The following is a 26,440-nucleotide window of genomic DNA, read 5'->3' as shown; positions in this document are numbered from 1 at the left end:
CGGGCCCGCTCAGGGGCCGGCCTGCGCCCGCAGCCACTCCTCCACCGCGCCCACGTGCGCGGCGGCCGCCGCCCGGGCCGCCTCCGGGTCCCGGGCGGCCAGGGCGCGGTGGATCGCCGCGTGCTCACGGCGGGTGCGGGCGAAGGCGCCCTCCTCGCGGTAGCCGCGCCAGACGCGGGCGCGGAAGGTGCGTGAGGACAGGCCCTCCAGGATCGCCGCCATCGTCTCGTTGCCGGCGGCAGCCGCGATCTCCCGGTGGAAGGCCAGGTCGTGGGCGAGGATCTCCTCCGGGTCGTCCGTGGCGTTCATCGCGGTCAAGTGGCCCTCGACGGCGTCCAGTTGTTCCGCAGTGATGCGGGCGGCGGCCAGCGCGGCCGCCGTCGACTCCAGCACGCGCCGCACCTCCAGCAGCTCGACCACTCGCGGCCCGCGCGAGAGGTCGGCCACCACCCCGAACGTCTCCAGCAGGTCGCCGGCCTGGAGCTGCGTCACGTAGATCCCGGAACCGTGCCGGGCCTCCAGGACGCCCAGCACGGTGAGCGCCCGGATCGCCTCGCGCATCGAGCTGCGGGAGATGCCCAGCTGCGCCGCGAGATCACGCTCGGTCGGCAGCCGCTGGCCCGGCTCCAGCAGACCCTCGCCGATCATCGCCTTGATCCGCTCGATGGCGCGCTGCGTCACCGTGCCCTTGGGGGCGGCGGGCCCGGTCCGCGGGGTCTCGTCGGCCTCGTCCACGTCACTTCTCCTGTCACCGGTGCGCCGCAGTCTAGCCACCGGAGTGGTCGGACCACTCGGCCGGAAAACGCGTCTCTTCACGGCATGAGGGTGTTGTCGGCGGGAAGTGGTCTGATAAATATGCGGCATGGTGCCCCCGAGCCCCGCCCGCGTCACCGCGGTCGACACCCATGACATCCGCTTCCCCACCTCGCGCGAACTCGACGGCTCCGACGCGATGAACCCGGACCCCGACTACTCGGCGGCCTATGTCGTGCTGCGCACCGACGCGCCCGACGGCCACGAGGGGCACGGGTTCACCTTCACCATCGGCCGGGGCAACGAGGTGCAGGTCGCCGCGGTCGAGGCACTGCGCGAGCATGTCGTCGGCCGGTCCGTCGACGCGCTCTGCGCCGACCCGGGCACACTGAGCCGCGACCTGGTCGGCGACAGCCAGCTGCGCTGGCTGGGGCCCGAGAAGGGCGTGATGCACATGGCGATCGGCGCGGTCGTCAACGCCGCCTGGGACCTCGCAGCCAAACGCGCCGGCCAGCCCCTGTGGCGGCTGCTCGCCGACGCCGACCCCGCCTGGCTGGTCCGCCAGGTCGACTTCCGCTACCTCACCGACGCCCTCACCCCCGACGAGGCCCTCGACCTGCTGCGCCGCGGCAAGGAGGGCGCCGCCGAGCGCACCGCGCACCTGCTGTCCAGGGGCTACCCCGCCTACACCACCTCCGCCGGCTGGCTCGGCTACGACGACGAGAAGCTGACCCGCCTCGCCGCCGGGGCCGTCGCCGACGGCTTCCGGCAGATCAAGCTCAAGGTCGGCGCGGACCTCGACGACGACGTACGGCGCTGCCGCGTCGCCCGTGCCGTCGTCGGCCCGGACGTCCGGATCGCGGTCGACGCCAACCAGCGCTGGGACGTCGAGGAGGCGATCCGCTGGACCCGCGCCCTCGCCGAGTTCGACCCCTACTGGATCGAGGAGCCCACCAGCCCGGACGACATCCTGGGACACGCGGCCGTGCGCAGGGCGGTCGCCCCGGTCAAGGTGGCCACCGGCGAGCACGTCCACAACCGTGTCGTCTTCAAGCAGCTCCTCCAGGCCGGCGCCCTCGACGTCCTCCAGCTCGACGCGGCCCGCGTCGGCGGGGTCAACGAGAACCTCGCGATCCTGCTGCTCGCGGCCAAGTTCGGCGTCCCCGTGTGCCCGCACGCCGGCGGCGTCGGCCTGTGCGAACTCGTCCAGCACCTGTCGATGTTCGACTACGTCGCCCTGACCGGCACCACCGAGGACCGCGTGATCGAGTACGTCGGCCATCTGCACGACCACTTCCTCGACCCCGTGGTGATCACGGAGGGTCACTACCGGGCACCCACCGCGCCGGGCTTCTCGGCCGCCATGCGGCCCGAGTCGATCGCGCGGTACACCTACCCCGGCGGCACCTACTGGGCCGCCGACCTCGAGACACGGAAGGAGCGGGCGACGTGAGCGACTTCGCGGGCCTCAGGGCCCTGGTGACGGGCGGGGCCTCCGGGATCGGCCGGGCCACCGCCGAACTGCTGGCCGGGCGCGGCGCCACGGTCGCCGTCCTCGACCTCGACCCCTCGGGCGTCGACGAGCCGCTGCTCGGCTACCGGGCCGACGTCACCGACGACACCTCCGTCCGCGCGGCGGTGGCGGCGGCGGTGGCCGACCTCGGCGGCCTGGACGTGCTCGTCAACAACGCGGGCATCGGCGCGCAGGGCACCGTCGAGGACAACGACGACGCCGAGTGGCACCGCGTCCTGGACGTCAACGTCGTCGGCATGGTCCGTACGGCCCGCGCCGCCCTGCCCCACCTGCGCCGTTCCGCGCACGCGGCGATCGTCAACACCTGCTCCGTCGCCGCGACCGCCGGCCTGCCGCAGCGCGCCCTCTACAGCGCGACCAAGGGCGCCGTGTACGCGCTGACCCTCGCCATGGCCGCCGACCACGTCCGCGAGGGCATCCGCGTCAACTGCGTCAACCCGGGCACCGCGGACACACCGTGGATCGGCCGACTGCTCGACGCCGCCGACGACCCGGCCGCCGAACGCGCCGCCCTGGAGGCCCGCCAGCCCACCGGCCGACTGGTCGACGCCGCCGAAGTCGCGGGCGCCATCGCCCATCTGGCGAGCCCGCTGTCCGGCTCCACCACCGGCACCTCCCTCGCCGTCGACGGAGGCATGCAGGGCCTGCGTCTTCGCCCGGCGGCCGCCCGGTGAACGCGCTCGGCCGCAGCGGCGTCCAGGTCACCGGCCTCGGCCTCGGCGCCGCCGGCATCGCCAACCTGTACACCGCGGTCGACGAGCGGCAGGCCCACGACGCCGTGGCCGCCGCCTGGCGGCAGGGCGTGCGCTACTTCGACACCGCGCCCCACTACGGCCTCGGGCTCTCCGAACGGCGCCTGGGCGCGGCCCTGCGCGAGCATCCCCGCGCCCACTACACTGTCTCGACCAAGGTGGGCCGCCGCCTGGAACCCTCGGCGGACGGAGGCGACGACCTCGCCCACGGCTTCGCCGTCCCCGCCACCCACCGCCGCGTCTGGGACTTCACCGCCGACGGCATCCGCCGCACCCTCGACGCCGCCCTGGACCGCCTCGGCCTCGACCGGGCCGACGTCGTCTACCTCCACGACCCCGACGACCACGCCGAACAGGCCTTCCGCGAGGGCTACCCGGCGCTGGAGGACCTCCGCGCCGAGGGTGTGGTCGGCGCGATCGGCGCCGGCATGAACCAGGCGGAGATGCTCACCCGCTTCGTCCGCGACACCGACGTCGACGTGGTGCTGTGCGCCGGCCGCTACACGCTGCTCGACCAGAGCGCGCTCACCGCACTGCTGCCCGCCGCCGAGGAGCGGGGCGTCTCGGTGGTGATCGGCGGCGCCTTCAACTCCGGTCTGCTGGCGGACCCGAAGCCGACGGCGACGTACGACTACGGCCAGGCGCCCCGGAAGCTGATCGACCGCGCCCTGCGGCTGAAGACCGTCGCCGAACGTCACGGCACCACCCTGCGCGCCGCCGCCCTCGCCTTCTGCGCCGCCCACCCGGCCGTGGCGAGCGTCCTCGTCGGCGCCCGCTCGGCCGCCGAGGTCGACGACTGCGCCGAGCAGTTCCGGTCCCCGGTCCCCGCGGCCTTCTGGCAGGAGCTGCGCGAGACCGGACTCCTGCCGCCCGACGCCCCCGTACCGGCCGAGGAGCGCTCATGAGGGTCGCCCCGCACACCAGGGTCCGCGCCGACCGGATCACCGCGTACGAGGCCGCCCACCGCGAGGTCCCGAAGGAGCTCACCGACGCGATCCGCGCGGCGGGCGCCACGTCCTGGACGATCGGGCGCAGCGGTGCCGGCCCCTTCCACGTCCGGGAGTGCGAGGACTACGCCCGTCTCCTCGCCGAGCTGGAGAAACTGCCGGTCGAGGTGGCCCGGCAGGCCCGGATGGCCGAGCTGCTCGACGTGGCGCACGACTACTCCGACGAGGGCGCCGGCGCCGGCCCGCCCGTCGTGTGGGAGCTGCCGTGACCGTCGACGCGCACCACCACGTCTGGGACCTCTCCGTCCGCGACCAGGACTGGATCGACGACGGCAGCCCGCTGCGCCGGAACTTCACCCTCGCCGACCTCGCACCCGAGGCCCGCGCCGTCGGCGTCGAACGCACCGTCCTGGTCCAGACGATCACGGTGGCCGAGGAGACCCCGGAGTTCCTCGCGCTCGCGGCCGGACACGAGCTGGTCGCGGGTGTCGTGGGCTGGACCGACCTGACCCGGCCGGACGTCGCCGAGGAACTCGCCCGGCTTCGCGCGCTCCCCGGCGGCCGCTACCTCAAGGGCATCCGCCACCAGGTCCAGTCCGAACCCGACCCGCAGTGGCTCCTGCGCCCGGACGTTCGCCGGGGCCTCGCCGCGGTCGCCGCCGCGGGTCTCGTGTACGACCTGGTCGTCCTGCCCCACCACCTGCCCGCCTGCGCCCGGGCCGCCGCCGACCACCCCGGCCTCACCTTCGTCCTCGACCACCTCGGCAAACCCCCCGTCGCCTCCGGCGCCCGCGAACCCTGGGCGTCGGACCTGCGCGCCCTCGCCGCCCTGCCCAACACGGTCGCCAAACTCTCCGGCCTGGTCACCGAAACCGACCCCGCCACCCGGACGCCCGCCGAGCTGCGCCCGTACGCCGACACCGCCCTGGACGCCTTCGGCCCGCACCGCCTGATGTTCGGCTCCGACTGGCCGGTGTGCACCCTCGCCGCCCCGTACGGCGAAGTGGCCGCCACCGCGAGGGAGCTGACCGCGGGGCTCGGCGAGCCGGAGCGGGCCGAGGTCTTCGAGGGCACCGCCACCCGCGTCTACGGCCTGTGAACCGCCGTCGTCAGCCGGGTCGGCGGCAGATACTCCCGCACCTGGGTCCGCTCCCAGCACGCGCCCGTCTCCCGCAGCTCCCGCCAGGTCGTGTACCGGTAGCGGAAGAGACGGGCGCGGACGTAGCGCGGCGGCTCGTCGGGCGGGAACGGGGAGTGGCGCAGCAGACGGAGCGTGGCGCGGTCGTTCTCCAGGAGCCGTTCCACCAGCGCGCCGAACCAGGCACCGGCGTACGCGGGGGAGAGCGCGGCGAACCACATCATCCAGTCCAGCCGCAGGTGGTAGGGGGCGAACTGGCGCGGCCAGTGCCGCGGGTCGCCCGGCTTGCCCTTGAACTCGTACTCCCGCCAGTCGGAGTCCTCGCGCGGCACGTCGTCGAGGGTGCCCTCGACCACCACCTCGTAGCGGATCCGGCTCACGCTGCCGAACGCGCCGTAGGTGTTGACCAGGTGCAGGGGGTCGAAGGAGCGGTTCATGATCTGGCCGCGGGAGAGCATGTTGAGCACCGGGCGGTGGCTGAGGAACAGCAGGAACGCCGCCACGGCGAGGACCACCACCACGTACCAGAGCGGCGCGTCGGGGACGGGCGGCGGGTCGGCGGGCAGTTCGAGGGCGGGCACGGCCAGCACGATGGTGATCCAGTTCAGCCAGGCGAAGTTGCCCGACAGCACCAGCCACAGCTGCGTCAGGATCATCAGGGACGCGGCCGCCGTCGCGAGGGGCTGCGGGGCGAACAACAGGAACGGCACGACCAACTGGGTGACGTGGTTGGCGGCCACCTCCACCCGGTGCAGCGGCCTGGGCAGATGGTGGAAGAACCAGCTCAGCGGGCCCGGCATCGGCTGGGTCTCGTGGTGGTGGTCCAGGCACGTCAGCTTCCGCCAGCAGGGATCGCCCCGCATCTTGATCAGGCCCGCGCCGAACTCCACCCGGAACAGGATCCAGCGCAGCAGGAACAGCACGACGATCGGCGGGGCCACCTCGTCGTTGCCGAGGAACACCGCGAGGAAGCCGGTCTCCAGCAGCAGGGACTCCCAGCCGAACCCGTACCAGGTCTGGCCGACGTTGACGATGGACAGGTACAGCGCCCACGGCACCAGCCACAGCAGCATCGCGCCCCACAGCGGCAGATACCCGTCCAGCCCCGCCAGCAGCGCCACCGACACCGCACAGCCCGTCCACGCGCAGACCGCGAAGAAGCGGTCGGAATAGTGCCAGTGGAACAGACTCGGCGCCCGCCGGAACGGCACCCGGGCGGTGAAACGCGGCACCGGCAGCATCCCCCGCTCACCCATGAGCGCACGGAACTGCAGGGCCGCCGTCAGGAACGCGACCAGGTACAGGCCGGCCAGTCCCCGCTGGAAGACCTGCCGGCTCAGCCAGTACTCGGGTGCGGTGAACCAGTCCACGGCGGTGCGCTCCTCACTCCATTCTGACGCCGGTCACCGTGCGTGTTCCTCACGTCGGCTCGCGTAACCCGGGCGAGCGAAACAGACGGAAGGGGCGGACGCGGCCGGACCTCGATCGTGTCGCCGATCCGGGTCGAAGAATCGGACAAACCCTGGCAAGGTGGCTCCATGGCTGATCGGGGAGCGAGCGCGCTGTCCCTCCCGGCCGACTGGCCCGCCCACCCGGATCCGATCCTGGCGCTCAACCGCATGGGCAGCTTCGACTGGGACCTGGACTCCGGGCTGTTCCACATGGATGCCCGCGCCCACGAGATCTTCGACATGCCCCCCGAGGAGTACGACGGCCGCCCGGAGAGCCTGTCCCCGCGCGTCCCGCCGGCGGAGGCCACCCGCCTGGACGCCCTGATCGCGCAGGCCATCAAGGACGGCAGCGAGAACTACGGCGCCTACTTCCGCGTCCGCCGCCGCGACGGCACCCTGTGCTGGACCCACACCCAGGGCTACATCCGGCGTGACGAGACCGGCCGTCCCCGCCGGATCATCGGCATCGTCCGGGACGCCACCGAGGAACTGCGCGACCTCGCCGACCGCCGCGACGAGGCCGCCGTCGACGACGCGCGCCGCGACCAGACCAACATCGTCCAGCTCGCCACCGCCGCCCTGGCCCACGCCCGGACCGTGCGGGACGTGATCGACGTCCTCAAGGACACCCACGGCCTCACCCACCTCGGCGCGACCAGCCTCGTCATGGGCCTGGTCGAGGCCGACCGCATCCGGCTGATCGCCGAGGGACCCGAGGGCAGCTTCGTGCCCGGCACCCTCGTCACCAGGATCGACGAGCCGTACCCGATGAGCGAGGTCGTGCGCACCCTCACCCCCCGCTTCATCGAGTCGCCGGACGAGTTCTCCGACGCCTATCCCGTGCTGTGGCCGCACATCACCGACCTGAGGATCACCTCGGCCGCCTACCTGCCGCTCATCGTCCAGGCCCGCCCGATCGGCGCCATGGGCCTGCTCTACAGCGACCGGCGGGGCTTCACCCCCGAGGAACGCAACATCCTCGTCGCCCTCGGCAGCAGCATCGCCCAGAGCCTGCAGCGGGCCATGTTCTACGAGCAGGAGAAGGACATCGCCCAGGGCCTCCAGCAGGCCATGCTGCCCCGCACCATCCCCAGCGTCCCCGGTGCCGACGTCGCCGTCCGCTACCGTGCCGCCACCATGGGCGGCTCCCTCGGCCGGGACATCGGCGGCGACTGGTACGACCTGATCCCGCTGCCCGGAGGCCGCGTCGGCGCCGTCATCGGCGACGTCCAGGGACACGACACGCACGCCGCCGCCGTCATGGGCCAGCTGCGCATCGTCCTGAAGGCGTACGCCGCCGAGGGCCACACCCCGGCCACCGTGATGGCCCGCGCCTCCGTCTTCCTGCACGAACTCGACACCGACCGCTTCGCCACCTGCCTGTACGCGGAGACCGACCTGTCCACCGGAGTGGTCCAGATGGTCCGGGCCGGCCACATCGATCCGCTGGTGCGCGGCACCGACGGCACCTGCCGGCGCGTCGCCGTCCCCGGCGGGCTGCCGCTCGGCCTGTCCGCCGAGTTCGGCAGCCTCGAGTACCCGGTCGCCACCCTCGAACTCGACCCCGGCGACACCCTGCTGCTGTGCACCGACGGCCTGGTCGAGCAGCCCGGCGCCGACCTCGACGACGGCATGCGGATCCTCACCGACCTCATCGCCGCCGGCCCCGACGACGTGCGCGAACTCGCCGACCGCCTGATCGACGTGGCCGAGGAGCGCGGCGGCGACGACGACGTGGCCCTGCTCCTGCTGCGCCGCCGGCGCCTGGAGAGCCCGCGCGCCGGGGGCCGGCTCCAGCAGCACGTCGCTCCCGGCGATCCCGAGGCCCTCACCGGGGCGCGGCACATGATCCGCGCCGCCGTCCGCGCCTGGGGCGGCCGCGACCGCGCCGACGAGGTCGAACTGGTCGCGGACGAACTCATCACCAACGCCCTCATGCACACCGAGGGCGCCGCGATCGTCACCGTGCGGGTCCTCGACGGCTCCGACCGCCGACTGCGCGTCGAGGTCGAGGACTCCTCCAGCGCCCTGCCGCGCCGCCGCGAGGCCGGGGAGTCGGGCGTCTCCGGGCGGGGCCTGCTCCTGGTCGACCTGCTCACCGACGTATGGGGCGTGGAGGCGCGGGGCGGCGGCAAGTGCGTGTGGTGCGAGTTCGTGGTGCCGCGGCGGAGCTGAGCACTCCGTCCCCGGATGGCACTCTGGACGTATGCCGGAACTCCCCGAGGTCGAAGCGCTCAAGGACTTCCTGACCGAGCACCTGGTCGGCCACGAGATCGTCCGTGTGCTGCCCGTCGCGATCAGCGTCCTGAAGACCTACGACCCGCCGCTGACCGCCCTCGAGGGCCGGGAGGTCACCGCGGTGCACCGGTACGGCAAGTTCCTCGGCCTGGAGACGGCCGGCGGCCTCCACCTCGTCACCCACCTCGCCCGCGCCGGCTGGCTGCACTGGAAGGACCGCCTCCCCGACGGCCCGCCCCGCCCCGGCAAGGGTCCCCTCGCCCTGCGGGTCGCGCTGGAGACCGGCGAGGGCTTCGACCTCACCGAGGCCGGCACCCAGAAGCGGCTCGCCGTCCACGTCGTACGGGACCCGCGGGAGGTCCCCGGCGTGGCCCGCCTCGGACCCGACCCGCTCGCCCCCGACTTCGACGAGGAGCGCTTCGCCGCCCTCCTCGCGGGTGAACGGCGCCGGCTCAAGGGCGCCCTGCGCGACCAGTCGCTGATCGCGGGCGTCGGCAACGCGTACAGCGACGAGATCCTGCACGTGGCGCGGATGTCCCCCTTCAAGCTCGCCGCCTCCCTCACCCCGCAGGAGACCCACACCCTCTACGCGGCCCTGCGCACCACGCTCACGGACGCGGTGGAACGCTCCCGGGGCGTGGCGGCCGGCCGGCTCAAGGCGGAGAAGAAGACCGGCCTGCGCGTCCACGGCCGTACCGGCGAACCGTGCCCGGTCTGCGGCGACACCATCCGTGAGGTCTCCTTCAGCGACTCCTCGCTCCAGTACTGCGCGACCTGCCAGACGGGCGGGAAGCCGCTCGCGGACCGGCGGATGTCGCGGCTGCTGAAGTAGACCCCGCGGAAGCCGAGCGGATCAGCGCGAGCCGCGGCGGACCAGCGGCAGCCGGCGCGGGTCACCGGGGTTCACCAGACCTCGCCGGCCACGAGGTAGGCGATGTTCGCCAGCGCGGCGAGGACCAGGGCCGGGATCGCCAGCCCCTTCGTCACCGCGGCCATCGTCTCCGTGGCGCTCGCCGCCGCCGGTGTGCACCGGACCCGCCGCACGGTCAGCCGGGCGAGCGCGACGAACACCAGCGCCGCCGCGGCGGTGAGCAGGGACGTGGTGAGGGGCACGAGCAGCCCCGACGCCTGGACATGGTCCCGGAGCCGGCCGCCCGTCCCTTCGGCGAGCCGGTTGTCGACGGCTTCCACCGCCCGCTGGGCGGCGATCACGACGGTGACGAGCGCGGTGACGGCCAGGGCGAGGGCCGCGGCCGCGAGGGCGGGCGCGCGCCGGGACCCGGGCCGGGTCGATTCGGGCCGAGTCCATTCGGGCGGTGCCGTCCAGGGCGGGGTCGGTCCGAGAGGGGTGTGGAGCTCGGCGGGCTCCTGGGTGATGCCGGGGGGTTCTTCCGGAGGGGGCTCGACGGGCTTGGGGTGGACGAGCACCGTGTCCGGTCCGACGCTCGGCCCGGTACGCGGCGGAGGCTGTGGAGGCGGCTCGGGGATCTCGGGCCCGGGCTCCGGCTCCGGCTCGCGTTCGGGAGCCACCACCGCCTCCACGTGGACGACCGCGTCGTCGGCGACACCCTTCAGCAGGATGTCACCGGACAGGTGTCCCTCGCTGGGTGTCTCCACGCGCACGTTCACCCCGTGCTCGGACGGTTCGACGCGCAGCCACGGCTGGGTGGACTGGGCCACGCAGTGCTGGGCGAGGGGCGGGCCGCCCAGGGTCACCGACCGCGGCTGCGGGGTCGAGCCCCGCGGCACCAGGCCGAAGTCCAGGCGGTCCGGGGAGGGCATCAGGCGGATCTCGCGCAGGGCCCGGCACGCCTGGTCGGCGATCTGCCGGATGTCGTTGCGCGCGATCTCCTCCAGATCCTGGCGGGCCCCCTCGGCGATGCCGAGGGACTCGTCGTGCAGCCGGGCGCGCAGCTCGACCACGGCCCCCTGCCGGGTGAAGGCGTTGTCGCTGTGCACGGCGGCCAGCAGGGAGGGCGGTGAGGGAACCACCGGGATCTTGATGCGGCCCCGCCGGCTGTGCGCCAGGAACAGGTCCCCCTGCATCTCCACGGTCCGGCTCGGCGTCTGGTTCGGGTTCTGCTCCCGTACGTGGTCGAAGACGTAGTCGTACAGGTCGTCGAGGGAGACCTCGCCGTCGGCGTCGAGATCGGCCTCACCGGTCTCCAGACCCTGCACCACCGCGTGGGTGAACACCGACGGCCGCGGAGCGGCGTTCTCGGCCAGCTCGGGGCCCTCGAAGGCGTACTCCATGGAGTTGGAGGCGGTGATGACGGCCCAGCCCCGTCCGCCGGGCGGCTTGTCGCCGGTGAAGGACTCGAGGACGTTCACGTCCCCGGCCGCGCGCACGGAGGACGACCCCCGGGAGAAGGCGCCGCCGTAGCAGCAGTCGAGGAACAGGACGGTGCTGCCCGCCCGGGTGCGGCGCATGCACCGGTGCACGAACTGGGCGGGGATCGCGGTGGCGTCCAGCAGCCGGGGATCGGTGTCGGTGGCCGCGAAGTAGAGTTCGCCGGACTCGCTCTTGAGTCCGTGGCAGGAGAAGTGCACCAGCAGGGTGTCGGGGCGCCGGCGGTCGTTGAAGAAGGCCTGGATGCGCCGGTTGATGACGGTGACCGGCTGGTTGCGCACGACCTCGACCTCGAAGTCGCCGATCTTGGGATCGTGCAGGACCTCGGCGAGGGCGGCGGCGTCCTGCGCCGGCGCCCTGAGCTTCTTGAGCCCTTGGTCGTCGTAGCGGTCGTTGGCGATGATCAGCGCATGCCGGGAGTCCGCCATGGTTCAGGTCCCCGCCGGGGCGTGCCGTTGCAGGAAGAGGTCGAACGCCTCCGTGACCTGCTCGTCGGTCGCCTCCGAGATCTCCAGGACGTCGTCGTCCAGCGTCAGGCGCAGCGACGGGCGTTCCTGCCGGTTCCGGCCCAGCCAGCTCCTCAGGACGGTCACCACCTGGCTGAGGGCGGTGGCCGAACCGCCCAGGGCCACCAGCAGGGAGCCGATCTGGGTGACGTCCACGGCCCGCGCTCCGGCCGGAACCTCCCCGCCGGGCACGGTCCTTACGTCGTCGACATCGAGGTCGAGGAGTTCCTCGCGCAGATAACGGGTCAGTTCCGCCACGCGTTCGGCTTCCGCTTCCTCCTCGGAGAGGAGGATCAGCAATTGCTTGTCCACCGGCTCAGCCCCTTCGTTCGTGCTCCCAGGGGCGGCGCGGAGCGGGCCCGTACCAGGCTCCACGTCGGCTTTCTCCAGTTTCCGTCCGCCGCCGGGGGAGGGCAAATCAGGCCGGGGGACGGCACATGGGCCGGAAACGGGCACGTCGTTCCCGGGGCGGCGCGGGCGGCGGCCGGGGCGCCGGCGGAGCTACCGCGGCTCCAAGGTGACCAGCCGCTCCCCCTGCTTGGTCCGCACCTCGTACCGCGCGATCTCGTCGGGGTGCAGGGCCGAGCCGCCCTTCATCGTGTTGGGGCGGGCGTCGTGGTGGGGGGCGTTCCAGCTGGTGACCGTCTGTTCCGAGCCGTCGCGCCCGATGACGACCAGGTGGCAGGCGCGCGGTCCGGCGGCGTCCTTGACCTGCAACTCGACCTGGCTGCCGTAGACCTCGTCCTCGATCGTCACCTGCGCCCACACCCCCGACCTCTCGTCCGTCGCGGTGACCCGCACGGTCTCCTCACCGCCGCCGGCCGCCATGATCGCGACCGTCGGCCCGGCGAGGGCGATCACCACGGACGCGGCCAGGGCGTACAGCAGCCGGCGTTTGGCGGCCCGGCGCCGGGCCGCCACCTCGCCCAGGAGCCGGTCCAGCAGCCGCGGCCCCGGCCCGGCGAAGGGGTGCACCGTGCGCGGTGTCGCCCGCCGGTACAGCAGCAACTGCCGGGTGGTGGGGCCGAATTCGGTGACCTGTGCCGCGCAACGAGGACACTCCATGAGGTGGTCCTCGAAGCGGAAGGCTTCCGCTTCGTCCAGCACGCCGAGCGCGTACGCGCCGACGTCGCGATGCCTTTCCAGGGACCTCATGCCGAAACCTCGTGCCGTTGAGTGCCAGTGGGGTTACTCCTTGCTCCCACCGGTACGGACCAGGCACGCGAATCACTCAAGGGACGTACCGAATCGTGACCCGAGTATTCGGAGCGGTCGGGACCGCGGATTGGTCGGAATCTAAAAAAGATGGATCGCGAGGTGTCCGAGGGGCAGTCCGAGCTGCCAGGCGGGCGTCCAGACCTCGGGTCCCTCGTCCTCGCCGACCCCGGGCGCGCCGCCCGGCACCGCGTTGAGGTCGGGGGCGAGCAGCTCGGTCTCCTCCAGCCAGCGCCAGGCCGCCGACGCCAGCTCCAGATCGGGCGCGGGTTCCCCCGACTCGGCCGCCTCGGCCGCCAGTTGGGCCATCCGTTCGTCCACCCAGTCCTGCCACGGCTGGTCGTAGGCGGTCAGTGAGAGCCAGGTCTCCAGCTGGGTGACGACCCGGATGCCGGGAAGCTCGCCGTCGGTGTCGGACAGGAAGATGGTCAGCGCCAGCGCGTCGCGCCCGGCGCGGAACTCGAAGGACGTCGGCGGCATGAGATCGCCGGTCCGCAGCAGTTCCTCGGCGATGTACTCGGCGTAGAACCAGGCCATGGGGACGGTGAGCGCACCGCCGCCGGCGCCGTCCGCGCTCTGATGACCTCTGTGCAGCATCCCTTCCTGCCTTCCTCCGGTGCGTGCGCGTCACCCGCTGCCGGGATCCCCCATCCGGAACACGGATAAGGACACCCGATTACTCAACCGGGGTGGCCGCAAGGCGCTTTACGGAGGTTTGACTCGCCCGTGGGTTTCAGCGCAGGTCGGCCGCGTAACCCGGAAGCACCCGGCGCAGGGCGCGCAGCGCGTAGTACGCGCGGGACTTCACCGTACCGGGCGGGATTCCGAGGGTTTCGGCGGCTTCCGCCACACTTGCCCCCTGGAAGTACACCAGCACCAGGACTTCACGGTGTTCCGGAGTGAGTGTCTTCACAGCCTCGCGCACATCGAGGGCGGCGGCCGCCCGCTCGGCGTGGTCGGCGCAGACCGGCGCGTTCTCCAGCACCGCGTCCCCGACCTCCGCCGGCCGGGCCTGCCGGGCCCGCCGCGCGTCGATCGCGAGCCGCCGGGCGACGGTGAGCAGCCACGGCCGTACGGACTCGAAGGCGTCGGTGCGCAGTGCCTCGGGATGCTGCCAGGCGCGCACCAGGGTCTCCTGGACGAGGTCCTCGGCCCGCTGGCGGTCGCCGTCACACAGCCTCAGCAGCAGCGCGTAGAGCGGCCGGCCGTGCTCGCGCTGGAGCGCGGCGAGCTCGTGCTCGGCGGTCGTCGTCGTGGTGGTGAGGGTGGTTCCGGCCGTCATGGGCGTATGGCACCGCAGGGCGGCCGGGAGGGACAGGCCACGCACACGGATCTGCGACGGACGGTCGATCGCGTCGACGAACGGTTCGACGAACGGTCCGGGCTACGCCGATCGCGCGCATCGAGCGGGGCGACGGGAGCGCCGGGGCCGTGCGCCCCCGCCCATGGATTAGTAGTTATACGTGCGTAAATATGACAATCCATGTGAAGTGGGGTGACCGGTGATCGCACGCAGACACCAAGTGGCCCTGGCCCTGACGGCCCTTCTCGCCGCGGCGGCGGCCTGCCAGGCCCACGAACGCCAGTCGGCCGCGCGGCCCGGAGCCCAGGGCCCTTCCGCCGGCCGTTCCTTCACCCTCGTGGCCACCGGCGACGTCCTCCCGCACACCGCCGTCGTCGAACGGGCACGCTACGACGCCGGCGGCGTCGGTTACGACTTCCGCCCGATGTTCGACGGCGTCAAGTCCCTCGTCTCCCGCGCCGACCTCGCCCTGTGCCACACGGAGACCGTCTACGCCGCGCCCGGGGACCACACCGGCCGGCCCCTCTTCCAGTCCCCGCCCGAGATCGCCCCCGCCCTCGCCGCCACCGGCTACGACGCCTGCTCCACCGCCTCCGACCACAGCCTCGACGACGGAGCCGCCGGCGTCCGCCGCACCCTGGACGTCCTCGACGGCGCCGGCGTACGGCACGCGGGCACCGCCCGCACCGAGGCCGAGGCCACTTCCGTCACCCTCCTGCGCGCGGGCCCCGCGAAGGTCGCCCACCTCGCCTACACCTACGACACCGACGGCCACCCGCTCCCCAACGGGCAGCCGTGGGCCGTCAACCGCATCGACGAGAACCGGGTCGTCGCCGATGCCAGGGCCGCCCGGGCGGCGGGCGCCGACGTGGTCGTCGTCTCCCTGCACTGGGGCACCGAATGGCAGGACGCGCCCGACGACTTCCAGCTCACCCTCGCCCGGGCGCTCACCGCCTCCCGCACGGACGGCCGCCCCGACATCGACCTCATCCTCGGCACCCACGCCCAGGTCCCGCAGGCGTACGAGAAGGTCAACGGCACCTGGGTCGTCTACGGCATGGGCGACCAGGTCGCCGGTGAGATGGTCAACCGGCAGGGCCTGCGCGACCCGCGCGGCAACCAGTCCAGCATCGCCCGCTTCACCTTCACGGCTCCGGCCCGCCCCGGCGGCCGCTGGGAGGTGACGAAGGCCGCCTTCGTCCCGCAACTGTTCGACATCGACGCCGGCCGGGTGGTCAACCTCAACAAGGCCCTCGCCGAGGGCGCCGACGTCCGGGGCGTACGCGACCGCATCCGGGACGTCGTCCTCAGCCGGGGCGCGGCCGAGGACGGCCTGGTCATGGGGGAGTGACTGGGCCCGGGGGGCTCCCTGAGTGACGGGGGTGACGTTCGGTCTGAAGGTGCCGGGGATGCGGTGTGCTGGGGTGCTGGTGTGCCCGGGATGCCAGGTGTGCTGGGTGTGCCGGGACGCCCGGTGAGCCGGGGTGCCGGAGGTGCTGGGCGGTGTCTTCCGGATCGTCCCGGCTCGGGGCCGCGGTGCCCGGTCGACGCCGGTGAGCGGGGCCTGGTGGGCAGCCGCACGGCGGAGGCGGGGTCGACGCGGAGCGTGGCAACCGACGCCAACGTGGCAGATGTGCGTGCCGGGCCGGGCCCCGCGGCCCCGGGGTGAGCCGGAGGGCACGGCCTACGGCACCACCGTCACCGGCCACCGCCCCGCCTTCACCAGCCGCACCGCCACGGAGCCCACGATGCGGTGGCCGGCCTGCTCCGAGGCGCCCACCACCACCGCGTCCGCCTTCAGTTCGTCCGCCGCGCGCACCAGGCCGTTGTAGGGGTCGCCGCGGAACGTGTGGAACTCCCAGCGCACGTCGAACATCCCCCTGAGCCGCTCGGCGGAGTCCCGGATCTGCGCCACGATGTCCTCGGCGATCTCGTCGGTCGTCTCCGCGACCGGCACCCCGAGCACCGAGCTCGCCGCCATCACCGGCTGCACGTACACCACGGCGAGCAGCGCCCGCTGGCGCCGGGCCAGACCGCCGGCGTAGGCCGCGGCCCGCAGGGACGAGTCGGAGCCGTCCACGCCGACGACGATGACCTTCGGACCGTCCGTGCCCCGTTCGAACGCGGAGGAGTGGTGTTCCGTCACGACCCCGAGGCTATCCGAACCCGCAGGTCCGACCCTCGCGCGGACCACCCGAGGGGCGGGCAGGGGTCCGCCGGGTCGGCTGTGGCCGGGGGAGGGCATTCCGGGCTCGCCACGGTCGAGGACTGCCGGGCCGGCTGCGGCTGGGGCATGTCGGGCCCGCCACGGCCGAGAGCCCGGGACCACCGCGGCCGGGGACGCTCCGGGCCCGCCGGGAGCGAGGGCCGCTGGGTCCGCCACGGCCAGGGGCACTCGGGCCCGCCCGCGGAGCGCGGCAGGGCCCGCCACGGCCGAGCGCGGCAGGGCCGACCTTGCCGAGCGCGGCAGGGCCCGCCCGCCGAGAGCACCAGGACCTGCCACGGCCGAGAACAGCAGGACCCACCGCCGCCGAGAGCGCCAGGGCTCGCCCCCGCGGAGCGCATCAGGGCCCGCCGGGGGCCGACCGGCGGAGCCATTCCTCGGCCGGGTCCCGGTCGCCCCTCCGGGGCCTTCTTCGCGGCCTCGGGCTCCTCTGTGCCCACCGGCGTCGCTCGGCACTCACCGCGGCCCACCCGCGGCGTTCGGCACTCACCACGCCCCGCCGACGGCGTTCGGCACTCACCGCGCCCCCCGGCGGCGCTCGGAACCCGCCGTGCCCCACCGGCGCCGCGATGTCGGCCGCCGTCGTGGGCCTCGGCGTCGGCGGCGGCCGGCTCGGCGGGCTTCTCACCGGCCTGACGGCCCGTAAGGCGCTTCCGTTCCCCGTCCCCTGGCGCCCGCCCGCTCGCGCCGAACGCTGCGCCGGGCGGGTGGATTCGTGCCGCCGCCCCGGTGCACCCGGGGTGCGTCGGGTCCTCGCCGGGCGACTGATGATTCATGGAGAAGGATCAGTTGTTCACCCGCCGCCGGATGCTGCTCGCCGGCACCGCCGCCGTCGGAGCGGTCGGCACCGCCGGACTCTTCGGCTGGGGAACGGGCGGCGAGCCGGTCCGCACCACCGCTCCGGCCGCCGGTGCCCCGGTGCGCCGTATCCCGATGAAGCCCTCCGCCTACCGTCTCCAGCCGATGGGCGGACACGGTCCGCTCGCCGCCGTGCCCCGCCGCACCCCCGTGCGGCGCACGCCGCTGCTGCGGATCACCGACCGCGGCCGGACCATGGTGCTGACCTTCGACGACGGCCCCGACCCCCGCTACACCCCCGGCATCCTCGACACCCTCGCCGAGTACGAGGTCCGGGCGATGTTCTTCGTGTGCGGGGAGATGGCCGCCCACCACCCGCATCTGCTGGCCAGGATGGCCGACGAGGGGCACGTCGTGGGCAACCACACCTGGTCGCACCCCCTGCTCACCCGGCTCACCCGCCGTCAGATCCGCTCGGAGATGTCCCGCACCTGTGACGTCATCGAGGACGCCTACGGCGAGCGGCCCCACTGGTTCCGCGCCCCCTACGGCGCCTGGAACCGCGCCGCCTTCCAACTCGGCGCGGAACTCGGCATGGAACCGCTGGCCTGGACTCTCGACACCCTCGACTGGACCACCCCCGGCACCCGCACCATCGTCGACCGGGTCGAGAAGGGCGCCGCCCCCGGCGTCGTGGTGCTCTCGCACGACGCCGGGGGCGACCGCAGCCAGAGCGTGTGGGCCCTGCGTACGTACCTTCCGCAGCTCCTGGACTCCGGCTACCACATCTCCGTCCCGCACCGGCCGTACCCGTAACGGGCCATCCGGGGAAACCACCGGCGGGACGCCCGGCGGGACGCCCGGCGGGACGCCCGGCGGGAAAGCCGTCGGGGCTCTCGCCCGCCCGGTCCGGGCGTCTCGGGTCCGGGTGTCTCAGTGGACCTCCACCAGGCGGGCGAAGACGACCACGTTCCCGTCGTAGCCGTTCAGCTTGGAAAAGCCGCCGCCGCAGGTGATCACCCGCAATTCCGGGGCCCCCTTGGAGGCGTACACGCGGTCGCCGGGGAAGTTGTTCTTCTCGAAGACCTCGATTCCGTAGATCTCGAAGACCGCGGTCTTTCCGTCCTTCCGCGCCACCTCGACGCGGTTTCCCTTCTTCAGGGCCCCGAGGCCGTAGAACACGGCGGGCCCCTGTTGGTTGTCGACATGGCCGACGACGACCGCGGTCCCCTTTTCGCCCGGTGAGACGGCGCCGGTGAACCAGCCGGCCAGATTCGGGTCCTCCGGCGGCGGCGCGCCGACCCAGCCGTCCACGTCCAGACCGACCGGCATGACCGGGGCGTCCACCTGGATGGCGGAGATCCGGACCCGGTCGGGCACGCCGTACGGCAGCGGGGCCGGGGCCCGGCCGAAGGCGCCCTGGGCTGCGCGGGCGTCCGCGGCCGCCGCCGAGGCGGGCTGCGGCGGGCCGACGTCGAACTCCCCCGAACCATTCCGGACGAGGGCGAGGCCGGTCAGCAGAACAAGCGCTATCACGCCCCAGGGGGCGCGCTTCTTCGGCCGCTCCTCCTCTTCCAGCATCTCGGACAGCTCGTACCCAGACATTGGCCATCCCCTTTCGACGCGGCCGTCGCCACGTCCTTTCGCGCATACCAGAACGCTAAGTCCCGCACGCGAAACCGGCGACGGGGCAGAAGCGAACGGGTGGCCCCGCGCTTTTCGGTGCGCCATCCGAGTCACCGGCGGCAGGAAATTTCCGACAGTCCGTGACCTGCGGCGATATCCCCTTGTGAGCTTTTCGCTCGGCGTGTCCTCTCACCAGGACGGACCACTCCCGAAATGCGGGGGCGTCCACGGCATCTGAGGGTCATTGCGGGAGGCGTTTGCTCGCCGACATGCCGGGGACGGGCCCCGGGGCGCCTTCCGCGGAGGATCACATGCGAAATTCACGTGCCCTGGCGGCCACGGCCCTCGCGGCCGCCGTCCTCGGGCTCGCCGCCCCCGTGGCCGTCGCGGACGGCATGGGCAATCCGGGCGGCCAGAACGACAACACCTTCATCGGCTCGGGCATCAACGACGTCGGTGGCAACGGTAACAACTATGGAGGCCGTCCCGGCAACGACATCGGTGGCAACGGCAACAACAACGACGGGCGTGGCAACGGCAACGACGGGCGTGGCAACGACAACGACGGGCGTGGCAACGACAACGACGGGCGTGGCAACAACAACGACGGGCGTGGCAACGACAACGACGGGCGTGGCAACAACAACGACGGGCGTGGCAACAACAACAACGACGGGGGCGGTAACGGCAATAACTTCGGGGGCGGTAACGGCAACAACTTCGGTGCCGGCGGCAACGGCGACAACGACGGAGGCCGTCCGGGCAACAACTTCGGTGCCGGCGGGAACGGCGGGAACGGCGGGAACGGCGGCCACGACGGCAATGGCGGCAACAACTTCGCCGGCGGTGGCAACGGCAACAACTTCGGTGGCAACGGCAACGGCAACAACTTCGGCGCGGGAGGCAACGGCAACGGCAACAACTTCGGCGCCGGTGGCAACGGCGGCGGCAACCACTCCGGTGTCGGCGGCAACGGCGGCGGCAACAACAACTTCGGGGGGTCCCCGAGCAACATCGTCGCGCTGCCCAACGTCGTCGCCCGCGGCGGCCAGCTCACCGTCACGGTCGACGGCTGCCGCGACGGCGGCACCATGAGCTCGGACGCCTTCCGCACGGCCAAGCTCACGCCGATCAGCGGCGGCGGCGGGACGTCGAGGGGAACCGCCACGGTCAACAACAACGCGGCCCCGGGCCCCCACAGCATCACGGTCAACTGCCACGGCCGGACCTTGACGAACCCGACCGCCTTCACCGTCATCGGCGGTGTCCGCGGCGGTATCGGCGGCAGCACCTCCAGCGGGGCCACGCCGACCGACATCGCCATCGGCGGCGGGCTCGTCGCCGCGGCCGTCATCGGGGGCGGAGTGTTCTGGATGCGCCGTCGCGCCGAACGCCGCACCTGAGCCCTTTGGAGACACACTTCGCCTTCGGTACACCCATCGAGCACGCACGGAACGGGCCTTCGTCCCGGGTTCCCTCCGGGGCCCCGGGACGAAAGTCTGCCCGCCTGCCGGAGAATCAGCCCCTGGCGCCCGGGAAGAGCGCCAGGAAGGGCTCGGTGGTCGCGGTGATGCCCCGGCTGTAGGGCGCGTCGAAGTCCCAGATCAGGAAGAGCAGGAAAGCGATCAGGGCAGAGAACAGCCCTGCCAGGATCAGTTCACGGGTGGTGCGCCGGATCTGGAGCGCGAAGATCATGCCGATGGTGATGACGGCCCCGGCGACCAGCCCGAACCACACCACCCCGGGCATGGTGGGATCCATCGAGTCGGCGCGGGCGGTTCGCGCCTGGTCGGCGGCGGTCATCTGGTCCAGGAGCGGCTGGTAGGCCTGCGCCTCGAAATCGGACCCCGGCCGGTAGTCGGTGAGGTCCACGCGCAGGCGCTGGAGGAGTTCGTCGCCGCGCTCGGTGACCCGTCCCTCGTCGGCCATCGTCTTCCATTCGGTGGTGACGACGTGTCCGACATAGGCGTTGACATCCTCTCGAATGCGGTCACGCACACCGGCCGGGTACACCCGCACCCGCTCGTCGATCTCGTGCAGCGCCTGGGCCTCCGCCTGGACGTGGTCCTGGGCGATGCCGCGGGCCTCCCACACGCCGGCGATGGCCAGACCCAGGACGATGGCGTACACCACGCCGATCCACATCGTCATGTACTCGATGACGTCGGGCGTCTCGGAGGGGTCCTCGTCCTGGGCCGCCGTGCGGTGCCGGACGAGGGTGATGACGACCACCACAGCGCACGCGGCGAGCATCGCGAGGGTGAGAACAAGCCATTCCGGCAAGAGGTGCCTCCAGGGTCGGCGTTAACGCGGCCGCAGCGCGGCGACGGCGACCACCGCGGGCGCGGTGATGAGCAGGACGTAGGTGACCGGCGAGGGGCCCCTGCGGGTGGGCCGCGGACGCGGCGCCGAGTGGTACGCCGGGTAGTGCACGGGCGTCACGGAGGGACGTGGCGCGGGCTCCGGCGCCGGTGCGGGGGCCGGGGCGGGCACCGGAGCCGGGGTGGGCGCGGGTGGCGCGGGCGCGGGGGCCGGCGGAGGGAGCGACGCCTCGGGCCGTGGAGGTGCGGGCACGGGCTGAGGGGGCGCGGGCGGAGGGGGCGGTTCAGGCGGCGGCGTGGGCCTCGCGGGCGGCTTCGGCGCGGGGGGCGGGCTCGGCGCGGGGGGAGGCGTGGGCGTCGGTTTCGGAGGAGGTGTGGGTTTCGGAGGGGGTGCGGGCTCGGGCGGGGGCTTCGGCTTCGGCGGTGTGGGCGTCGGTGTCGGTACGGGGCACCCCGGCGGCGTCGGCCACGGGGACTTCCCCGCGACCGCGTACGCCTCGGTGCCGTACGGGCCCGTCGAGGCGTACGCGCAGGCGTCGGCCGCCGCCACCCCGGCCGGCGCGGCCGCCAGGATCCAGGCCACGGTCACCAGGGCCAACGCCCTGGTGAGAAGGGCGGATCGGGTCGTTTCGGGTCCATGCACGACGCAGATCATGGGGCCTCGCACTCGCGCGTACGCCTGCGCGGGGGGTGATTGCCCCGAAGGGAGGAAGTCCGCCTCCGGGGGTTTGGCCGGCGGGCCCGCACGCGTCGGGCCCGCCGTACGCCCGTACGAGCCCTGTCCGGAACGGACCCCGGCACAGGCGGCGGAAAGAAATTCGTGCCGTGTTTGAACACAACGCCCATCGGCGTGCGTACCCATGACCGTGCGGCGGCGCAGCAGGGCGCTGCAACACCCTTGTGATGATCGGGGAGTTGTTGACGATGAAGACCTCCTGGCGGAGCGCCTCACTCGTGGCGAGTGCCGTGGCCGTTCTGGCGCTGACGACGGCGTGCGGTCAGGAAAGCGGTACGTCGAACGCGAGCCAGAACGTGGGGGCCACGGCCCCGGCCGGCGGCATCGCGGGAGTGGGCAGCGGCATCGGCGGGGTCGGCACCGGTACCGGCGCCGGCGCCGGCGCGAGCGCCAGTGCCCCGGCGGCCACCGGCGGTGTCGGCGCCGGCACGGGCACCGGTTCCCAGACGGGCACGGCCGGTCAGCTGTCCGTCTCCGCGAACGCGGAGCTCGGCAAGGTGCTGATCGACTCCGACGGCATGACGCTGTACCGCTTCGACTCGGACACCCAGGAACCGCCCAAGTCGAACTGCGACGGCGACTGCGCGACGACCTGGCCGCCCGTGCCCGCGGACGACGCCACGGCCGGCGACGGCATCGACAAGTCGCTGCTCGGCGAGGTCACCCGCTCCGACGGCACCAAGCAGCTGACCGTCGACGGCTGGCCGGTCTACCGCTACGCCAAGGACACCAACGCCGGTGACGCCAACGGCCAGGGTGTGGGCGGCAAGTGGTTCGCGCTGGCCCCCGACGGCAAGAAGGCGAAGGCGCAGTCCGACCTGCCGGGGCTGTCCGTCCGCAACGACCCCAAACTCGGTGACATCGTGGTGGACAAGAACGGCATGACGGTCTACCGCTTCATGAAGGACAAGCAGTGGCCGATGTCGACCGCGTGCACCGGCGCCTGCCTGGAGAAGTGGCCCGTCGTCGGCCCGGTCGACGCGAAGGACACCAAGGACATCGATCTCAAGGGCTCGAGCGCCAGCCGGGGTTACGTCGTGTTCGACCGGCCCGACGGCATCAAGCAGCAGACCATCGACTGCGTACCGCTCTACACCTTCGCGGGTGACAAGGCGCCCGGCGACATCAACGGTCAGGGAGTCGGCGGCACGTGGTACGCCGTGGCCCCCGACGGCAAGCCGGTCGGCGCGTCCTAGCAGGACCGATCACCTCCCCAGGGCTGATCCCCGCACCTGCCCCAGTCGCGCCCGACCCCGGTCCGCCCCCTCCGCGCCGCACGGAGGGGGCGGACCACTGTGCTGTCCGCCCCGCTGTCCTTCGGGTACTTTTCGGGGACCCCGAAGGAGGATGACGATTCGGCACGTGCCGCAGGCAGTGACCGGGAACGGACGGTCAATTTCCGTTTCTGCTCGCCCGTTTGGCGGGCGATCAGTAGCCTCTGCTCGAACACCGGATCGCCTACGCCTTGGAGAGATAGATGGAGCGTCCCGCCTGGGCCCCACGGAGCATCGACATCTCCGTGCCCAGTGTCTCGCGAATCTACGACTACTACCTGGGCGGTTCGCACAACTTCGAGGTCGACCGGCAAGCGGCCCGCAAGGCCATGGAGTTCATGCCGGGACTTCCGAAGATCATGCAGGCGAACCGGGCGTTCATGCGCCGCGCCGTGCGCTACGCGGCGAGCGAGGGCATCACCCAGTTCCTGGACGTCGGTTCGGGCATCCCGACCTTCGGCAACGTCCACGAGGTGGCCCAGGCGGCCAGCCCCGGCGCCCGTGTCGTCTACGTCGACCACGACCCGGTGGCCGTCGCGCACAGCCAGGCCGTGCTGGAGGGCATCGAGGACGCGGACGTCGTCGCCGCCGATCTGCGCAAGCCGCAGGAGATCCTCTCCAGTCCCCAGGTCGGGCGACTCCTCGACCTGGACCGGCCGGTGGCGCTGCTCCTCGTTGCCATACTGCACTTCGTGGAGGACGAGGACGAACCGTACGCGGCGGTGGCCGAGCTGGCTGCCGCGCTCGCGCCCGGCAGCCTGCTCGTCCTCACGCATGCCTCGTACGAGGGAATCCCGCTGCCGCCCCGGCGGGCGGAGGGCGCGGTGGACGTGTACAGGGACATTCGCAACCCGCTGATCATGCGCTCGCGTGACGAGATCGCGCGGTTCTTCGAGGGGTACGACATGGTGGAACCGGGACTGGTGCCGATGCCGCACTGGCGGCCGGAGACGGCGCCGGAGGACGAGGATCCGTACGCCTTCTCCGGTTTCGCGGGCGTGGGGCGTACTTCGTGACCGCCGCGCCGGACGGGCCGGAGGACAGACTGAGGCGGTTCGCGACGATCTGGAGCCGGGCGGTGTACCCGGTGACGTCGACGTCGCTGACCCGGCCGGAGTTGGAGGAACAACTCCTCCCGCTGGCCCGGCGGTTGAGCGGGGCACTGCTGGCCAGGGCGTTCGACGCCGAGGCCGCGAAGGAGGTCGGGGCCGCGCTGGTCGACGCGCACTGCACCGACCCGGACGCGCTCAGCCACAGCCTGGACTGCGTCGACGCCTACCTGGTGCTGTACTGCGGCGAGGACGGCCCGCAGGAGGATCTGCGCACCCGCTGCTCGCGGTTGCAGCACGCCATGGCCGCCGGGTTCGCGCAGGCGCTGCGCGAGCGCACGCTGGCCGAGCAGGAGGCCATCGCCCAGGCCGCGTTGCAGGCGCAGGGTGTGGTGGCACAGGCGCTGCACGCGAGCGAGGCCCGCTTCCGCGCGGTCTTCGAGGGCGCCGCCATAGGGATCGGCATCGCCGACCTGGACGGCAACGTCCTCCAGGTCAACGGGGCGATGATGCGCATGTTCGGCGGCGGCGAGCAGGCGGTGCGCGGCCGCAACGTCCGCGAGTGGACGCACGCCGAGGACGCGCCCCAGGTCTGGCGGCTCTACGAGGAGCTGGTGCGCGGCGAACGCGAGCACTACCACGTGGAGAAGGCGTTCTACCGCCCCGACGGGACGGTCCTGTGGACCAACCTGACGGTCTCCCTGCTGCGTGACGCCGACGGCCGGCCGCAGTACCAGCTGGCGCTGATGGAGGACACCACCGAACGGCGCCTGCTCAACCTGCGGCTGCGCTACGAGGCCACCCACGACGCGCTCACCGGCCTGCCCAACCGCACCCTGTTCTTCGAACGTCTGGAGAAGGTGCTGGCCGCCGGCGAGAACCAGCGCTTCGGCCTGTGCTACCTGGACCTGGACGGCTTCAAGACCATCAACGACAGCCTCGGCCACGCGGCCGGCGACCGGCTGCTGGTGGAGGTGGCCGACCGGCTCCAGTCCTGCGCCACCGCGCCGGGCGAGATGGTCGCCCGGCTGGGCGGCGACGAGTTCGTGGCGCTGACCACCGGCCCCGACACCCCCCGCGAGGTCGACGACCTCGCCGCGCGCATCATGAACGCCCTGGTGGCGCCCGTGCGCATCGACGGCCGGGAGCTGACCGTGCGCGGCAGCATCGGCATCGTCGAGGGCCCGGCCGGCGAGCGCAGCCCCGCGGAGGTGCTGCGCAGCGCCGACATCACCATGTACCGGGCCAAGTCGGCGGGCGGCAACCGCTTCGAGCTCGCCGACCCCGAGGCCGACGCCCGGGCGATCACCCGGCACGGGCTGACCACGGCGCTGCCGGCCGCCCTGGAGCGGGGCGAGTTCTTCATCGAGTACCAGCCGCTCGTCCACCTCGACGACGGCAGTGTGCGCGGTGCGGAGGCCCTGGTGCGCTGGCTGCACCCGCAGCACGGGGTGCTCGGCCCCGACCGGTTCATCCCGCTCGCCGAGCACACCGGGCTGATCGTGCCGCTGGGCCGTTGGGTCCTGGAACAGTCGGTGTGCCAGGCCCGCGCGTGGCGAGAACGCAGCGGAGACACCAGACCGCTGCGCATCAACGTCAACCTCTCCCCGTGCCAGCTCACCCACCCCGGGCTGGTGCAGGACACCGTCGACATCCTGGAACGGGCGGGCGTCGAACCGCGGGCCCTCTGCCTGGAGGTGACCGAGTCGGCGTTGATCGGCGCCGACGACGACCTGCTCAAGCCGCTGCGCCGGCTCGCCGAGATGGGCGTCGACATCGCCCTGGACGACTTCGGCACCGGCTACTCCAACCTCGCCAACCTGCGTCGGCTGCCGGTGAGCGTGCTCAAGCTGGACCGGTCCTTCACCCAGAGCATGCAGCAGTTCCCTGCCGACCCCGTCGACCTCAAGATCGTCGAGGGGATCGTTTCCCTCGCCCACAGCCTGAACCTCGCGGTGACCGTGGAGGGCGTGGAGACCGGAGCGCAGGCCGAGCAGCTGCGGATACTGGGCTGCGACACGGCCCAGGGCTGGTACTACGCCCGCCCGGGCCCCCCGGAGCGGCTGCACGAGCTGGCACTGGTGGACGCGACGGGCTGAGCGCCGGACGGGCCCACCCGTCCGCCGGGGACGACGGCGCTCGGGCCGCGCGGCCAGGCCGGGGACGCGGTGCCCGCCGCCCACCAGCAGCAGCACTTCTCCGCGATCCCCGACCGCCCCCGAGGA

General features: G+C 72.8%; 25 protein-coding genes and 1 pseudogene. 13 read left to right on the top strand and 13 right to left on the bottom strand.

Annotated elements, in window-relative coordinates; all coding sequences use genetic code 11:
* Positions 1-9: 9 nt before the first annotated feature.
* Positions 10-735 (bottom strand): FadR/GntR family transcriptional regulator, encoded by a 726-nt coding sequence (locus ACF1A1_RS13140; protein ID WP_391999452.1) that lies wholly within the window; start codon positions 733-735, stop codon positions 10-12.
* A 127-nt stretch (positions 736-862) separates the two neighbouring features.
* Here ACF1A1_RS13140 and ACF1A1_RS13135 point away from each other — a divergent pair, with 127 nt between their 5' ends.
* From ACF1A1_RS13135 to ACF1A1_RS13115, 5 genes are read left to right on the top strand one after another with little or no spacing between them, the layout of a single operon-like run.
* Positions 863-2,206 carry an L-fuconate dehydratase gene (locus ACF1A1_RS13135; protein ID WP_391999450.1) on the top strand — a complete coding sequence of 448 codons (1,344 nt, stop codon included), beginning with the start codon at positions 863-865 and terminating at the stop codon, positions 2,204-2,206.
* Complete coding sequence (locus ACF1A1_RS13130; RefSeq protein WP_391999448.1) at positions 2,203-2,961, top strand: SDR family NAD(P)-dependent oxidoreductase; 759 nt, start codon at positions 2,203-2,205, stop codon at positions 2,959-2,961. Before ACF1A1_RS13135 ends, ACF1A1_RS13130 begins: the two co-directional genes overlap by 4 nt.
* Entirely contained in the window at positions 2,958-3,944 is a 987-nt protein-coding gene (locus ACF1A1_RS13125) for an aldo/keto reductase (RefSeq protein WP_391999446.1), read from the top strand. The genes ACF1A1_RS13130 and ACF1A1_RS13125 overlap by 4 nt, the downstream gene beginning before the upstream one ends.
* Entirely contained in the window at positions 3,941-4,255 is a 315-nt protein-coding gene (locus tag ACF1A1_RS13120; protein ID WP_391999445.1) for an L-rhamnose mutarotase, read from the top strand. The genes ACF1A1_RS13125 and ACF1A1_RS13120 overlap by 4 nt, the downstream gene beginning before the upstream one ends.
* Complete coding sequence (locus ACF1A1_RS13115; protein ID WP_391999443.1) at positions 4,252-5,085, top strand: amidohydrolase family protein; 834 nt, start codon at positions 4,252-4,254, stop codon at positions 5,083-5,085. The genes ACF1A1_RS13120 and ACF1A1_RS13115 overlap by 4 nt, the downstream gene beginning before the upstream one ends.
* Here the strand turns inward: ACF1A1_RS13115 and ACF1A1_RS13110 are convergent.
* On the bottom strand, positions 5,073-6,494 hold the full coding sequence (locus tag ACF1A1_RS13110; protein WP_391999441.1) for a lipase maturation factor family protein: 1,422 nt from the start codon (positions 6,492-6,494) through the stop codon (positions 5,073-5,075). The two genes, ACF1A1_RS13115 and ACF1A1_RS13110, sit on opposite strands and share 13 nt — an antisense overlap.
* A gap of 168 nt (positions 6,495-6,662) precedes the next feature.
* On the opposite strand from ACF1A1_RS13110, the gene ACF1A1_RS13105 reads away from it, so the two are divergent.
* Both ACF1A1_RS13105 and ACF1A1_RS13100 read left to right on the top strand, forming a co-directional pair.
* Complete coding sequence (locus ACF1A1_RS13105; RefSeq protein ID WP_391999440.1) at positions 6,663-8,750, top strand: SpoIIE family protein phosphatase; 2,088 nt, start codon at positions 6,663-6,665, stop codon at positions 8,748-8,750.
* A 31-nt stretch (positions 8,751-8,781) separates the two neighbouring features.
* On the top strand, positions 8,782-9,645 hold the full coding sequence (locus ACF1A1_RS13100; RefSeq protein ID WP_391999439.1) for an Fpg/Nei family DNA glycosylase: 864 nt from the start codon (positions 8,782-8,784) through the stop codon (positions 9,643-9,645).
* Positions 9,646-9,716: 71 nt separating this feature from the next.
* Here ACF1A1_RS13100 and ACF1A1_RS13095 read toward each other — a convergent pair whose 3' ends face one another.
* The 5 genes from ACF1A1_RS13095 to ACF1A1_RS13075 form a co-directional block, all read right to left on the bottom strand.
* Positions 9,717-11,591 (bottom strand): caspase domain-containing protein, encoded by a 1,875-nt coding sequence (locus ACF1A1_RS13095; RefSeq protein ID WP_391999438.1) that lies wholly within the window; start codon positions 11,589-11,591, stop codon positions 9,717-9,719.
* A gap of 3 nt (positions 11,592-11,594) precedes the next feature.
* Positions 11,595-11,981 (bottom strand): hypothetical protein, encoded by a 387-nt coding sequence (locus ACF1A1_RS13090; protein WP_391999437.1) that lies wholly within the window; start codon positions 11,979-11,981, stop codon positions 11,595-11,597.
* 189 nt (positions 11,982-12,170) lie between these two features.
* A complete protein-coding gene (locus ACF1A1_RS13085) occupies positions 12,171-12,824 on the bottom strand; it encodes a zf-HC2 domain-containing protein (RefSeq protein WP_391999435.1) in 654 nt (217 codons plus the stop codon).
* Between the two features lie 141 nt (positions 12,825-12,965).
* Positions 12,966-13,481: a hypothetical protein gene (locus tag ACF1A1_RS13080; RefSeq protein ID WP_391999433.1), complete on the bottom strand. Its 516-nt coding sequence runs from the start codon at positions 13,479-13,481 to the stop codon at positions 12,966-12,968.
* Between the two features lie 136 nt (positions 13,482-13,617).
* The gene (locus tag ACF1A1_RS13075) at positions 13,618-14,166 is read right to left on the bottom strand and encodes a sigma-70 family RNA polymerase sigma factor (RefSeq protein ID WP_391999431.1); all 549 of its coding nucleotides are present in this window, start codon (positions 14,164-14,166) and stop codon (positions 13,618-13,620) included.
* A 220-nt stretch (positions 14,167-14,386) separates the two neighbouring features.
* On the opposite strand from ACF1A1_RS13075, the gene ACF1A1_RS13070 reads away from it, so the two are divergent.
* Entirely contained in the window at positions 14,387-15,538 is a 1,152-nt protein-coding gene (locus ACF1A1_RS13070; RefSeq protein ID WP_391999429.1) for a CapA family protein, read from the top strand.
* Positions 15,539-15,871: 333 nt separating this feature from the next.
* Here ACF1A1_RS13070 and ACF1A1_RS13065 read toward each other — a convergent pair whose 3' ends face one another.
* Entirely contained in the window at positions 15,872-16,333 is a 462-nt protein-coding gene (locus ACF1A1_RS13065; protein WP_391999427.1) for a universal stress protein, read from the bottom strand.
* An 852-nt stretch (positions 16,334-17,185) separates the two neighbouring features.
* Here ACF1A1_RS13065 and ACF1A1_RS13060 point away from each other — a divergent pair.
* Positions 17,186-18,025 carry a polysaccharide deacetylase family protein gene (locus ACF1A1_RS13060; protein WP_391999425.1) on the top strand — a complete coding sequence of 280 codons (840 nt, stop codon included), beginning with the start codon at positions 17,186-17,188 and terminating at the stop codon, positions 18,023-18,025.
* A gap of 117 nt (positions 18,026-18,142) precedes the next feature.
* Here ACF1A1_RS13060 and ACF1A1_RS13055 read toward each other — a convergent pair whose 3' ends face one another.
* Complete coding sequence (locus ACF1A1_RS13055) at positions 18,143-18,814, bottom strand: class F sortase (protein WP_391999424.1); 672 nt, start codon at positions 18,812-18,814, stop codon at positions 18,143-18,145.
* Between the two features lie 341 nt (positions 18,815-19,155).
* Positions 19,156-19,791 carry a hypothetical protein gene (locus ACF1A1_RS13050; protein ID WP_391999422.1) on the bottom strand — a complete coding sequence of 212 codons (636 nt, stop codon included), beginning with the start codon at positions 19,789-19,791 and terminating at the stop codon, positions 19,156-19,158.
* On the opposite strand from ACF1A1_RS13050, the pseudogene ACF1A1_RS13045 reads away from it, so the two are divergent.
* A pseudogene (locus ACF1A1_RS13045) lies at positions 19,769-20,238 on the top strand (hypothetical protein). The gene ACF1A1_RS13050 and the pseudogene ACF1A1_RS13045 sit on opposite strands and share 23 nt — an antisense overlap.
* A gap of 115 nt (positions 20,239-20,353) precedes the next feature.
* Here ACF1A1_RS13045 and ACF1A1_RS13040 read toward each other — a convergent pair.
* The 3 genes from ACF1A1_RS13040 to ACF1A1_RS13030 form a co-directional block, all read right to left on the bottom strand.
* Positions 20,354-21,118, bottom strand: a complete 765-nt coding sequence (locus tag ACF1A1_RS13040; protein ID WP_391999421.1) for a hypothetical protein — start codon at positions 21,116-21,118, stop codon at positions 20,354-20,356.
* 21 nt (positions 21,119-21,139) lie between these two features.
* The gene (locus ACF1A1_RS13035) at positions 21,140-21,277 is read right to left on the bottom strand and encodes a hypothetical protein (RefSeq protein WP_391999420.1); all 138 of its coding nucleotides are present in this window, start codon (positions 21,275-21,277) and stop codon (positions 21,140-21,142) included.
* Between the two features lie 163 nt (positions 21,278-21,440).
* Entirely contained in the window at positions 21,441-21,626 is a 186-nt protein-coding gene (locus ACF1A1_RS13030; RefSeq protein ID WP_391999418.1) for a hypothetical protein, read from the bottom strand.
* 454 nt (positions 21,627-22,080) lie between these two features.
* On the opposite strand from ACF1A1_RS13030, the gene ACF1A1_RS13025 reads away from it, so the two are divergent.
* The 3 genes from ACF1A1_RS13025 (at position 22,081) to ACF1A1_RS13015 (ending at position 26,314) form a co-directional block, all read left to right on the top strand.
* Positions 22,081-23,088, top strand: a complete 1,008-nt coding sequence (locus tag ACF1A1_RS13025) for an SCO0930 family lipoprotein (protein WP_391999416.1) — start codon at positions 22,081-22,083, stop codon at positions 23,086-23,088.
* 281 nt (positions 23,089-23,369) lie between these two features.
* On the top strand, positions 23,370-24,182 hold the full coding sequence (locus ACF1A1_RS13020; protein ID WP_391999414.1) for an SAM-dependent methyltransferase: 813 nt from the start codon (positions 23,370-23,372) through the stop codon (positions 24,180-24,182).
* The gene (locus ACF1A1_RS13015; protein WP_391999413.1) at positions 24,179-26,314 is read left to right on the top strand and encodes a putative bifunctional diguanylate cyclase/phosphodiesterase; all 2,136 of its coding nucleotides are present in this window, start codon (positions 24,179-24,181) and stop codon (positions 26,312-26,314) included. The genes ACF1A1_RS13020 and ACF1A1_RS13015 overlap by 4 nt, the downstream gene beginning before the upstream one ends.
* Positions 26,315-26,440 lie beyond the last annotated feature (126 nt).

Source organism: Streptomyces sp. NPDC014995 (genome assembly GCF_043080745.1).
Classification (GTDB): Bacteria; Actinomycetota; Actinomycetes; order Streptomycetales; family Streptomycetaceae; genus Streptomyces.
The sequence above is the reverse complement of the archived record's forward strand: the minus strand, read 5'-3'. Positions and strand labels throughout refer to the sequence as shown.